This is a genomic window from Ruegeria sp. BG3, assembly GCF_056538485.1.
Window position 1 is genome coordinate 182,795 of record NZ_JBQFTE010000008.1, and the last position, 12,397, is coordinate 195,191.

Genomic DNA, 12,397 nt, shown 5'->3' on the forward strand with positions numbered 1-12,397 from the left:
CATCCGCCTTGGTCGATACTGGGAGGAGAGAATATGGACCCGAGAAACTTTGTCCCAAAGGGCGCGGCCAGCTATCGCATAGACTACGATGGACCGGCCAAGGAAATCTATTTTCTGCTGCTGCCAAAGCTGACAATGCTGGCCTTTAGCGCCGCAGTGGAACCTCTGAGGATCGCTAATCAGGTTACAAACAAAGAACTGTATAAATGGTTTCTGATTACTGAAAATGGAAATCCAGTCTCTTGTTCGAATGGTGTTGGAATTACGCCGGATTTTGCGTTGCACAATCTACCGCGATCTTCGCGGCTGTTTGTTTGCTCGGGAATTGAACCGGCAGAAAGTACGAACCCAAAGGTCCTGTCGTGGATCCGCCGCCAAAGAACCTTTGGGTGTAATCTGGGTGGTATTTGCACAGGGGCTTTCGCCCTTGCCAAGGCAGGAGTTCTGTCAGGCAAAAGGTTCACATTGCATTGGGAAAACCACCCTGCTTTCATCGAACATTTTGATGACTTAGAGCCATCGTCAAACCTGTATGAGATCGACAATGAGCTTATGACATGTGGAGGCGGAAATGCCGCAACCGACATGATTTTGGACATGATCGAATCCGATTTCGGAAATGACCTGGCGGTCATCGTTTCGGACATGTGTATTCACTTTCGGTCCAACAATAGTAAAACGCTCCAGAAATCAGCCTTTTCGGTAGCTCTGGGTAGTCGCAACCAGTACCTGATCAACGCTATGCAGATCATGCAAGAAAACCTGGAAGAGCCTCTAGATATCTCTGAAATAGCAGAAGCTGTGCGGATATCTCGTCGCCAGTTAGAGCGTCTCTTCCAAAAGTATGTCGAAACTTCGCCTGTTCAGTTTTATATCGAACTGCGCGTTTCGAGGGCCTACGCATTGCTCAGCGAAACCGAGATGGCGGTCGCGGAAATCGCGGCAGCTACCGGCTTTAGCAGCGCGACGCAACTTACTGCACGATTCAAGAAACGCTACGGCGAAGCGCCGACTTCATTCAGAAGGGGGTGGTCTGAAAGACGTGAATAATTTGTGTCTGAGCAGTCATAATTTAGGATATCTGAATGTACCCAAATACTCTCTCCGCGGACAACCGAAGGCCGTTTTGGAAACGCCGCAACGCGGCACCGTCAGTATGGCATATGTCCGCAAACGGCCGAGCTCTTAGTTCGTTCACTGCTAAAAAATTGGTCACAATTCACTGAATGCGGTCCAGAAATGGAGCAGAATGATCACCAACATCAAATCAACTAGACCCTTTGTGCTAGAACACTCTAAAGTGGTCAATGGCAGATTTGACCTTAAGTCATCGTCTATCCCAGGGGCATGAGCATGATCATAAGGGTTTTTCCTACCGCCACCGTTTTTTTGATCGCCCTCTCCGGCGCTCTTGTGGCTCAGCAGGGTCCTCCACCCGTGACGGTGGCAAAACCGGTTGTGAAGTCCATAGTTGAAGATGATGAATTTGTCGGTCGCTTCGGCGCCGCGGCTGACGTGGACGTCAGAGCGCGGGTTTCCGGTTTTCTGGACCAGGTGCATTTCAAGGACGGAACTCTTGTCGAACAGGGCGATTTGCTCTTTACGATCGACCAGCGTCAGTTTCGCACTGCATTGAGACAAGCCCGGGCACAGATCAGCATTGCTGAAGCAACAAGTGCCTTTACGACTGATCAGCTTGAACGCGCCGAGGCTTTGATCAGAAATGGCAATATCGCGGAGAGCGTGGTGGACCAACGTCGCGAAGCTTTTCTTGCGGCGCAGGGTGCGTTGGAACAAGCGCGCGCTGCACTGGAATTGGCCGAGCTTGATCTGGAATACTCGGAAATCCGAGCGCCAATGTCAGGGCGTATCGATCAGGCCCGGGTTGATCCTGGAAACCTGATCATAGCCCAAGATACCCTTTTGACATCAATCGTCTCGACCGACCCGATTTATTTCTATTTCGACATAGATGAACGCTACTTTCTGGCATACGCGCGAGATGCGCGTGCCCGGGGATCCGTTCTGCAAGAAGGCGCAGACAATCTTCAAGTTCAGGTAACTGTGGCTGACCGTAGCATACCGCCTCAGAACGGAATTCTGGATTTCTCAGAAAACCGCATTGACGACGAAACCGGGACTATGCGTGTACGCGCAGTTCTGCGCAACCCGGATGAGCTTTTGACACCCGGTCTGTTCGGACGCGTCAACGTTCCCGGATCGCTTCCCTACGAGGGCATTCTGATCCCGGATGAGGCGATTGCATCCGATCAGAACCGAAGACTTGTCATGACAGTGGATGCTGAAGGCAATGTCATTCCAAAGGAAATCCGACCGGGCCCCAGAATAGACGGCTATAGGGTCGTGCGAGAAGGTTTGGATGGGTCGGAGACGCTGGTCATCGAAGGTCTTGTTCGCGCTCGTCCGGGCACGGTCGTTGCTGCGGAATTGATCGAGCTGCCGTTGGTCGCAGAAAACTGATATGGGGCGTTTTTTTGTCACTCGACCCATCTTTGCGATCGTTGTCGCGGTTGTGACAACCATCGTTGGGTTGCTCGCGTATTTCGAACTGCCCGTTGAGCAGTACCCGGAAATCGCGCCTCCATCGATTGTGGTCAGGGCGAGTTACCCCGGAGCAGACGCTGAAACAATTGCCGCCACGGTCGCGACCCCGTTGGAGCAAGAGATCAACGGTGTTGAGGGCATGCTCTACATGTCGTCATATTCGACGGCTGACGGTTCCATGTCGCTGACGATCACGTTTGAACTGGGCACCAATCTCGACGCTGCTCAGGTTCTTGTCCAAAACCGCGTTTCCATCGCTGAACCCCGCCTTCCACAAGAGGTAAGAGCGCTCGGCGTCACGACCAACAAGTCTTCACCCGACCTCATGATGGTCATCCATATGCTCTCACCCGATGAGACTTTTGACCAACTTTATGTATCTAACTACGCCCGTTCGCGTGTCAGAGATCGCCTTGTGCGTCTTGATGGTGTCGGCGATCTGATTATTTTCGGTGAACGAGAGTTTTCGGCGCGCGTGTGGTTGGACCCGGACCGGCTTGGCTCGCTAGGATTGACGTCCGGAGATGTCGTCGCGGCGCTGCGCGAACAAAACGTTCAGGTTTCGGGCGGTTCCTTGGGATCACCGCCCAATGCGACCGACAGCGCCTTTCAAGTGACGCTCACAACGCAAGGTCGATTGGAAGATCCACGCCAATTTGGTCGGGTTATCGTCAAGTCGACTGACGACGGGCGCGTCGTACGAGTTAGGGATGTGGCGCGGGTTGAAATCGGAGCACGCTCCTACGTGACAAACTCGTACCTTAACAACAAACCGGCTGTGGCCCTCGGCATTTTCCAACGACCAGGTTCGAACGCATTGGCGTCGGCGGATGAGATTTTGGCGGTTGTAGAAGAGTTGTCACAGGATTTCCCATCCGGGCTTGAGTATCAGGTGGTGTACAACCCTACAGAATTCATCGAAGCCTCGGTGAACGCGGTCTATCGAACTTTGTTCGAAGCCGTATTGCTGGTTGTTGTTGTGATCGTTGTTTTCCTTCAGAGCTGGCGAACGGCCATAATACCGTTGATCGCCATTCCCGTGTCACTTATCGGGACATTTGCCGTGATGTTGGCGCTTGGATACTCTCTGAATTTGCTAACGCTGTTCGGGCTTATTCTGGCGATCGGGATCGTCGTTGATGATGCCATCGTTGTGGTCGAAAACGTTGAACGAAACATCAAAAACGGCATGTCTCCGAAAGATGCGTCCGCCCGCACCATGGACGAGGTCCAAAATGCGATCATCGGGACAACACTGGTTCTGATTGCTGTCTTTGTGCCAGCCGCTCTGGTTCCCGGCATTACCGGCCAGTTCTATCGGCAATTTGCTGTCACGATTTCCGTCGCAACAGTTATTTCGACCATCAATTCACTTAGCCTTTCGCCAGCGTTGGCCGCCGTGATCTTGAAGCCAAACTCCAGTGCACCAACACGAAATCCGCTGGCCTTTGTCACAGACCCGCTCAGCAATGGCTTCAACCGGGGATTTGATGCAATGGCGTCCGCTTATGGTCGGACCGTGCGCGCATTGTCTGGTTCAACCGGGATCCGCAGCATCGTCCTTTTGGTTTTTGCCGGGTTGATGGGCGGAACATACTGGATCACGACAAAAGTACCGACCGGGTTCATCCCGGAAATGGACCAAGGATACGCCATCGTCGTGGTGCAACTGCCAGATGGTGCAGCACTGGACCGGACCGACGATATCATCAGGCAAGCGACTGAGATAGCATTGGAAACACCCGGGGTCACAAATGCTGTGGCATTTGCGGGTTTCTCGGGGGCGACGTTTACCAATGCAAGCAATCAAGGTGTTATTTTTACCACCTTCGAGAGCTTCGAAAGCCGTCAGGAAAACGGGCTGACTGCAGGTGCTATTGTGGGCCAGCTTTTTGGCCGGATGCAGGCCCTGCGCGAAGCCTTTATCATCGCCATTGCACCTCCTGCGGTCCGCGGGGTCGGCACTGGTGGCGGTTTCAAGCTTCAGCTTCAGGAACTTGAAAGTGCAGACATGTCACGCGTGTTGCAATCTGCCTATGCTGTCATGGGCAGTGCAAGCCAGTCGGACAAGGTTCAGGGCGTGTTCACAACCTTTTCGTCCGGCTCACCGCAGCTTTACCTTGAGATCAATCGCGTTCGGGCACAAATGCTCAACGTCCCGATCGGCGAAATATTCGAAGCACTCTCAATCAACCTCGGGTCTGCCTATGTGAACGACTTTAATGCTTTCGGGCGTCTTTTTCAGGTACGCGCGCAGGCGGATGAGCCTTTCCGTCTGAACCAGAGTGATATTCGAAGTCTGCGAGTCCGTTCCGCAACAGGAGCTTTGGTTCCATTGGGCACCTTGGTTACAGTCCGCGAAACCGCGGGGCCCGCCTTGGTTCAGCGCTATAATCAACAGGTGTCTGTGCCGGTTCAGGGCTCGCCAGCACCCGGTGTGTCAACGGGTCAGGCATTGCTGGAGATGGAAGCACTCGCAGAAGCAGTCATGCCGCCGGGGTTGGATTTTGAATGGACCGAGCTTGCTTTGCAGGAACGAAATCAGGGCAACACGGCAGCATACATCTTTGCATTTTCAGTGCTGTTTGCCTTTCTGTTTCTCGCGGCGCTCTACGAAAGCTGGACACTTCCGATGGTCATTATTTTGATCGTTCCTCTCGCCGTCTTAGGCGCGATGCTGGGGGTGATGTTTCGAGGTATGGACAACAATATTCTGACGCAGGTTGGATTGATTGTTCTTGTGGGGCTTGCCGCAAAGAATGCCATTCTGATCGTGGAGTTCGCCAAACAAGCGCAGGAAGAACGTGGGTTGTCGGCTATTGATGCCGCTGTCGAAGCCAGCCAATTGCGCTTGCGGCCAATACTGATGACCGCATTCGCGTTTATACTCGGCGTTGTGCCCTTGATGATTGCAGTCGGCCCCGGTTCAGAGATGCGACAGGCTCTTGGAACGGCAGTATTCTTTGGCATGTCGGGTGTAACTCTGCTTGGACTGTTTTTCACACCTGTTTTTTATGTGGCCATGCGCACGGTATTCCCGATGCGGCAAACCACGACGTAGGCCAATGGTGCAGTGACCGTTGCATTGCATGGCTCATTGCACGGGAAGCAGCATGCGAAACGTCGGCAGTTCTAAGGCGGAAGCCTTAGTGCCGAATGAAAGGGTGAAAATCTCGAAATAGCCGCTAGGTCTTGTAGCAGCGCTGATCGTCAGGAGAACAGCAAATGGAGAGCCTCGCTGCCAATCTTCGCGAAATGACGCGAACGCCTTTGCACCAGAGCCATGTCGAAACCTTGAAAGCGTTAGGCACCGAAGTGAGTTTTGAGGCAGGCCAAATGATCGCTGAGGTTGGCGATCCAATGGACCAGTTTGTCTACATTGTCACCGGTCGGGTTGAGGTAATTGATCCACAAACACGAGAGGCTTATTTACCGACGTCCCTTGGGCCAACGCAGTTTCTGGGGGAGATCGCGTTTCTCAGCGGCGGGGTCTACTCGCTGCCGATGCGTGCTAGAGAGAAGACGCACGCTATCTCTGTGCCGCGCGAAAAGATGCTGGATGCAATGTCTCGCATTCCAGAGATGTCAGACATCGTCATCACTGTCTTTTCCGCACGTCGCCGACGTCAAATCGAAGACAACGACAGCTCTCTTAAACTGATTGGCGCTGATCTGGATCGCAACATCCGTCAAATCGAAGAGTTCGCGATCCGAAACAAGATCCCATTCCAAACGATGGACCTGGGTTCTAAGACTGCATGTGAGGTCGCGCAGGCCTGTCACCTGACAGGCCATCAGCCGGCGGTAATCTTTGGCGACAGCTTGGTGGTTGACAACCCGACCCCAGCCACGGTCGCCCGATTGCTCGGGCTCGAACAGTCTTACGATTGTCGAGAGGTCATAGATGTATTGATTGTCGGAGGTGGCCCGGCCGGGGTCGCGGCTGCGGTCTACGCTGGAGCGGAAGGGCTGTCTGCGATTGTTGTGGAGGACCTCGCGGTTGGGGGGCAGGCTGGGACATCCAGTCGGATCGAGAATTACATGGGCTTTCCGACAGGCATCTCGGGTGCAGACCTTGTATGGCGAGGGGAAGTCCAAGCCATGAAGTTTGGCACTCGATTTGTTCGCCCAAAACGGGCCACTCAATTGCAACGTCAATCTGATGGCGTGTTTTGTGTAACGCTGGATAATGGGCAAAAGCTAAGGGCACGTTCGGTCGTAGTCGCCACGGGGGTCCAGTACCGGCGCCTGCCGTTGGACAGGCTGAAAGACTTTGAGGGTTTAGGCATCTACTATGCCGCGACTGAAATGGAAGCGCGCTATTGCAAGGGCGCAGAAGTCGTCGTCGTTGGGGGCGGAAACTCCGCGGGGCAGGCGGCGATGTACCTGTCGCGATCCGCAAAACATGTCCATGTACTGGTGCGAGGAGACAGCTTGGCTGCATCGATGTCCGATTACCTGCTGTCAAGGTTGGAGGCGGACCCGGCGGTCACCATCCACTACAAGTCCCAGCTAAAGACACTTCTTGGGGACAAATCCATGTCCAAGGTTATCATTGAGCGTGACGGATCAGACTGGCCACTCGATTGTAGCGCCGCTTTTGTTATGGTTGGGGCTGCACCCAATACCGAATGGCTGTCGCAGAGCTGCCAGCTGGACGCACGCGGCTTCGTGGTCACGGGCAACGAGGCCAATGCCGGATCATCTTTCGCAACGTCTTGTCCCGGGATATTTGCCGTGGGCGATGTGCGCGCAGGGTCGGTCAAGCGCGTTGCCTCTGCGGTGGGTGAAGGGTCAGTTGTCATATCCCAAGCTTGGGAATACCTGCAAAACTGAATGCTTTTATCCGCGTAAGAGCTACTTCGCTGTCGTGCCTAGGCTTGCCCAGCTACAACCAGACAGAGTTTTTCCTTTGCCAACGCGGTCTCCAGCTAGGCCTTAATTGATAGGTTGTTTTGAACCTCAGGGGAGTGTGGGTCAAAAATGGGTGCGCTTCATTCGCGTTTTTGGCTTGTTGGTCAGGAAGGTATAAATGTCGTCACGATACACTTTGATATTGTGCAAATTGGAAGCAGAAACGCTTGCAACCTGCGACGGCAGTATTTGACTTAATTCCCATTCGGCGGAGCCAGATTTGACAGAAATCGACGCGCAAAAATTCGCAATGGAGGCCGAAAGAAGACTCACAAAGGCCGAGCAGCGCGGACTACGCTTGGCGATTGCTTGTCGCACCTTCATTACCGCTGCAGCATTTTTCTGGTATTTGGGTTCAACATTGTTGTTTCCTGAGTTCAGTACGCGCCGGGTTACGACCTTCGCATTGTTCGCGTTCACTGCAATCGGCGTCGCCCATCTCGTTTTGATTGGCACCAGCTATGACAGGGCCTGGATCAAGTATGCCGTTTACGCACTGGATTCATTGGCCATCTGTTCACTTTTTGCGCTCGTCCCCATCAGCAGGGCCGACGACGTACCGCAGATCATCGCGTTCCGCGCTTACGGAATATACTACCTTTTTCCAATAGTCGCTTTGTCGTGCCTCAGCCTTTCCTGGCGTCTTGTGCTCTGGACTGGGGGCCTTTGCGTCGGTGGATGGTGGGCGGCATTCATTTGGGTCACGTGGCCGATGGAGCGGACGCTGTCATGGGCAGATATGTCTGCGATGGCCACCCGCGAAACCTATGAGGCTGTGTTTCTTTCCATTGATTTCATCGGTCGCGGCAATCGCATCGAAGAAACCGGGATGCTGCTGTTTGCGACGTGCATTTTAGCAATTGCTGTATTCAGAAGCCGAGCGGTCTTCTTTGCGCAAGTTGAAGCTGATCTGGAGCGCGGTCGAGAACGCGTAAAAAGACAACATGTTTCGGACCTTCTTGGCAAATACCTGCCGGAAGAAATCGCGAAGAAGCTCATTGACGACAATGCTCCGCTGAGACCTCAGAAATCATTTGGTACGGCGCTCGTGATGGATATTGCTAAGTTCACAAGATTTTCCTCACAGCATTCTCCGGATGAAGTGATCAAACGTCTGGATCTCTTTCTCACAAACGCGACTGAGGATGTTTCAGCCGAAAATGGGATTGTGATTTCCTATCTTGGCGATGGTTTTCTGGTCACATTCAACGCACCAGTCAAAGTCGAGGCGCCAGCGGATGCGGCGATAAGAACTGCAGAAGCCTTGCACGCGACCGCCGCCAGGCACGGGCTTTCAATTCGGATTGGCATCGCAAGCGGAGAGCTTGTCACAGGCACGATCGGGTCCGACATCCGCCAGTCGTTCACTGTGTACGGAGATCCCGTCAATCTTGCTTCTAGGCTGGAAGCCAAATGCAAATCGCTCGGCGCGGCGATGCTTTTGGATGCCGCAACCAATGACGCTCTATCGGGGATTGATTGGCTAGTGAGCTTTGGTTCGGTTGAGATCGATGGTCTGGCCGAACCTGTCGCCGTATTTGGTACTGACAAACCGTGATTGATGCCGAGAAATCTACCTGAAATGAATGGAAACAAGAAAATTATGCAATTGCGTTTCCTTGCGGAGTTCTTCGGCTAAACTCGGTTCAATTCAAGTTCTGCACGCTTAGCGGATGGCAGTATTGCGAGCTACATTGTCGGCAGCGCAGGTAAGCGTGAAACGTCGGCAATGGGCCGTACGCGAAAACTTGCAAAGTCAGCTTTCTGCGCTGCTAGGATAATCATACTTTGCGCAGCATCGGTCACTTAGGGCTGAAACAACCTATCTGAACTCACTGTAGAGAATGGCCGCTCTGACTCCGTATCGACTGACGCTGAGCAGTGCGTGAACGAGCGGTGTCCGAAACAAACACCACGTTCATCAGGATCTTATTGGGGCATAGCTTCCGTCTTCGCGGTGTACTTCGCACCCGCTAAGCGGTGGATTGAATACGCAGACCAGTCGCAGATCAGCCTCTGTTGCACGCACCAAGTGTCTGTCGTTTTGATCCAAGGCGTAGAGGGTAAATGGCTCAAGGGAATGCCAGATTTCATCTTCAGACGCTCTTATCTGACCCTTGCCCTCGATACAGTAGCACGCCTCCAAATGATGGGTATATTCCAACTCAAGCACTGCACCCATTTTTATGATCGTATCTGTAAGCGAAAAACCCATACCGTCTGACGCGAGCAACAACCTTCTACTGTTCCAACCCGACCCGGCAACGTCACGTTCAGTATCAAGGATATCTTTAAGTGCCCTAACAATCATACTCAACCGCCTATTTTCTATCTAACCGCGCGATTCATCCCACCGTCGGATAGTATACTCTGACCGTTGATATAACGAGCGCCTTCGCTGGCAAGAAACACGCAAGCCTGCCCAATTTCCTCAAATGTTGCGGGTCGTTGAGCAGGGATTTCCCGACGGGCCCGTTCGGACAGGTTCACGTTTTCACAAAACCCAGGAAGGAGATTGTTCATGCGAATGTTGTGGCGTGCATACCGATCCCCATAAAGCTTTGAGAAACTGTGCAGAGCACCGCGCAGCATACTCATGGGATACGGTGCACGTGGCTCGATTGTGTTCATTGACGAGATGTTTACGAAGGCGCCGCCGCCCTGTTCAATCAGGATCGGCGTGACGACACGGGCAATCTTGACAATGTTCAGGACGTACATGTCCAGACTTTCGTGCCATAAATCATCGCTAAGTTCCAAAAGCGGCCCGTCAAAGTCAGGATCGAAACCAACGGTCTTGATGGCCTCTGGCACCTTGCCACCGTGGCCCATATTGCTGACGATGGCGTCAATTCGTCCATACTTGCTCATTGTGTCGTCGACCATCGCTTGCAAGTCGTTGACGTCCAAGACAGAGCCCCGGCGGCCAATCCCCCCAAGCCCCTTCGCCAATTCGACTGAGCGATTGGACGGGGACATCAGCGACACCTTATAGCCTGCCTTTGCCATTTCAATAGCGCAGCCCCGGCCAATGCCTTGTCCTGTACCCGTCATCAGCGCGACTTTAGTTTCAAGCATGGTTTGTCGTCTCCTTAGACGTGTGGCGTGTGAGATTTATGAGCTTGAGGTCAGTGTAACTCCTCCGCTTGCTATTGCCCTATCGAGATTTTGGGACAATGCTGTTAGATTTTCTCACATGGCGGAAAACCTTAGACACCTTCGTGCCCTCCAGGCCTTTGATGAAACTGCAACCCACTCCAGCCTGTCGAAGGCGGCGGATTCTCTAAACGTCACCCACGGGGCGGTCAGTCGACAGATAAAGTTGTTGGAACAGCATCTTGGCATGACACTCTTTCATCGCCGCCCCAATGGCGTTGACCTGACGCAAGCCGGTGAACGCCTGTATCAATCTACACGTGGGGCATTTTCAGCATTGCAGCTGGGCGTATCGGAGGTGCGGCGATTGCATTACCGACAGTCGATTGCAGTGTCTCTTTCGACTTCGCTAGCGCTCAAATGGCTTGTGCCGCAGCTTAGTTCGTTTCAGCAACAGCATCCCGGTATCGCGTTGTCGCTGGACACAAACGATGCCTTTGCGGATTTTGATACGGCTGAAGTTGACGTCGCTCTGCGTTTTGGAAAGCCCGGTTGGGACGGGCTCTACTATGAGCTAGTCAAACAGGAGGAATTGATTGTCGTGGCCGCGCCGTCCCTTGTTAGCAAAACACGACGACCAATGCGTGCCGAGGACGTTGTTGAACTCCCATTGCTACACGATGCCTTCAACGTCGGATGGGAAAGCTGGGCTGCGCAGGTTGGCTTGAATCCTGATCGGATCAACGCGCAGAGTATCAAGTACGTGGACAGCGCTGTTCTACTAGAGGCGGCGATTGACGGGCAAGGTGTTGCGTTGGCAAGACATCTTTTGGCGGCAAAAGACTTAGTACTTGAGCGTTTGATCCGTCTGGATGCAAGTTGTGTTCCGCTAGAGCGTGGCCTCTACTTCGTCTGCCGCGCTGGCGATCAAGAGCGAGACACAGTGAGAGTTTTCAAGAAATGGCTCGTGTCAGTTTAGCCCTGTGTTCAAATCGAAACCCGAGGAAAACGGTCATTGGCTCTCGCACTGCATAGATCCGTTTTGTCCGCTCTGTCGACCTCCGAAAGTAACGCAACTTTGCACTTGCAGCGAATGGCTAGTTCGACGGGCCGTATAGCAGCATCTCGGTGTACTAACGAACGGCAGCAATGGGTCGCCCTTTGACCGCGCCCCAACTTCATTAGAATTCAATGGCTTCTGCGATGACCAAGGAACCATAAAGTTCAACGCCTAGGTACCTGACCGTACTGTCCATCTTTGTGTGGCCAAAAAAGAGCTAAAGGGCGCGAAGGTTTCCGGTCTCTTTGTAGATCTGAGTGACCTAGGTTCTATGCATCGAATGGATGCCTTAGGCGTTTATCGCCAGACCGATCGACGTGAACCAGTCCCTGACGATCCGCACGTTTTGTCAGGTGGAGATATGCAGACGCTCATGAAAGTGGCCAGGTCAAAAGTACTCGAACCCGACCGTGAGTTCATCTTCGATTCATTTCTCGACCGAAGCCAGCGAGCCCTCGGAAACGTCGAAGCGAACTGGTTTCTTAGTTTTGCTTTTTTACTATGAAGCCGGTTCCCGGGCTTGCCTAGAAAGTGCATCAAACATGCTCGCCATCGCAATTCTGCCGACTGAGCAGGGTAAAGGCTTTGGCGATGGAACAACTGAGCATCTGGAAGTCGAACTCGTCAAGAGTTGATAGCGCATCTCGATAGCTGACACTTCAGGCACACAGACAAGCGAGTTCTATCGCAAAATGTGGCACGACACATAAGGTGACACTTTTTGACGCCGAGTTGCCACTTTTCGGCGTCAAACATGCAATT

8 protein-coding genes are annotated in these 12,397 nt (G+C 53.1%); 6 read left to right on the plus strand and 2 right to left on the minus strand.

Going from position 1 to position 12,397, the window contains the following annotated elements; all coding sequences use genetic code 11:
• Nucleotides 1–33: 33 nt before the first annotated feature.
• From ACR0AI_RS14180 to ACR0AI_RS14200, 5 genes are all read left to right on the plus strand, one after another.
• Nucleotides 34–1,050, plus strand: a complete 1,017-nt coding sequence (locus ACR0AI_RS14180) for a GlxA family transcriptional regulator (protein ID WP_480674928.1) — start codon at nucleotides 34–36, stop codon at nucleotides 1,048–1,050.
• Between the two features lie 387 nt (nucleotides 1,051–1,437).
• Nucleotides 1,438–2,481 (plus strand): efflux RND transporter periplasmic adaptor subunit, encoded by a 1,044-nt coding sequence (locus ACR0AI_RS14185; RefSeq protein ID WP_480674930.1) that lies wholly within the window; start codon nucleotides 1,438–1,440, stop codon nucleotides 2,479–2,481.
• 1 nt (nucleotide 2,482) lies between these two features.
• The gene (locus ACR0AI_RS14190; RefSeq protein ID WP_480674932.1) at nucleotides 2,483–5,626 is read left to right on the plus strand and encodes an efflux RND transporter permease subunit; all 3,144 of its coding nucleotides are present in this window, start codon (nucleotides 2,483–2,485) and stop codon (nucleotides 5,624–5,626) included.
• Nucleotides 5,627–5,790: 164 nt separating this feature from the next.
• A complete protein-coding gene (locus ACR0AI_RS14195) occupies nucleotides 5,791–7,401 on the plus strand; it encodes an FAD-dependent oxidoreductase (RefSeq protein WP_480674934.1) in 1,611 nt (536 codons plus the stop codon).
• Nucleotides 7,402–7,699: 298 nt separating this feature from the next.
• The gene (locus tag ACR0AI_RS14200; protein ID WP_480674935.1) at nucleotides 7,700–9,037 is read left to right on the plus strand and encodes an adenylate/guanylate cyclase domain-containing protein; all 1,338 of its coding nucleotides are present in this window, start codon (nucleotides 7,700–7,702) and stop codon (nucleotides 9,035–9,037) included.
• A gap of 363 nt (nucleotides 9,038–9,400) precedes the next feature.
• On the opposite strand, the gene ACR0AI_RS14205 is transcribed toward ACR0AI_RS14200, so the two are convergent.
• On the minus strand, nucleotides 9,401–9,790 hold the full coding sequence (locus ACR0AI_RS14205; RefSeq protein ID WP_480674937.1) for an ectoine synthase: 390 nt from the start codon (nucleotides 9,788–9,790) through the stop codon (nucleotides 9,401–9,403).
• A gap of 17 nt (nucleotides 9,791–9,807) precedes the next feature.
• Nucleotides 9,808–10,557 (minus strand): SDR family oxidoreductase, encoded by a 750-nt coding sequence (locus ACR0AI_RS14210; protein WP_480674939.1) that lies wholly within the window; start codon nucleotides 10,555–10,557, stop codon nucleotides 9,808–9,810.
• Between the two features lie 118 nt (nucleotides 10,558–10,675).
• Between ACR0AI_RS14210 and ACR0AI_RS14215 the strand changes: the two genes are divergently transcribed.
• Nucleotides 10,676–11,554, plus strand: coding sequence for a LysR substrate-binding domain-containing protein (locus ACR0AI_RS14215; RefSeq protein ID WP_480674941.1), 879 nt, complete (start codon nucleotides 10,676–10,678; stop codon nucleotides 11,552–11,554).
• Nucleotides 11,555–12,397 lie beyond the last annotated feature (843 nt).

Coding starts and splice junctions, on each gene's coding strand:
- ACR0AI_RS14180 (WP_480674928.1), top strand. CDS start 34: ATGGACCCGAGAAACTTTGTCCCAAAGGGCGCGGCCAGCTATCGCATA.
- ACR0AI_RS14190 (WP_480674932.1), top strand. CDS start 2,483: ATGGGGCGTTTTTTTGTCACTCGACCCATCTTTGCGATCGTTGTCGCG.
- ACR0AI_RS14195 (WP_480674934.1), top strand. CDS start 5,791: ATGGAGAGCCTCGCTGCCAATCTTCGCGAAATGACGCGAACGCCTTTG.
- ACR0AI_RS14205 (WP_480674937.1), bottom strand. CDS start 9,790: ATGATTGTTAGGGCACTTAAAGATATCCTTGATACTGAACGTGACGTT.
- ACR0AI_RS14210 (WP_480674939.1), bottom strand. CDS start 10,557: ATGCTTGAAACTAAAGTCGCGCTGATGACGGGTACAGGACAAGGCATT.
- ACR0AI_RS14215 (WP_480674941.1), top strand. CDS start 10,676: ATGGCGGAAAACCTTAGACACCTTCGTGCCCTCCAGGCCTTTGATGAA.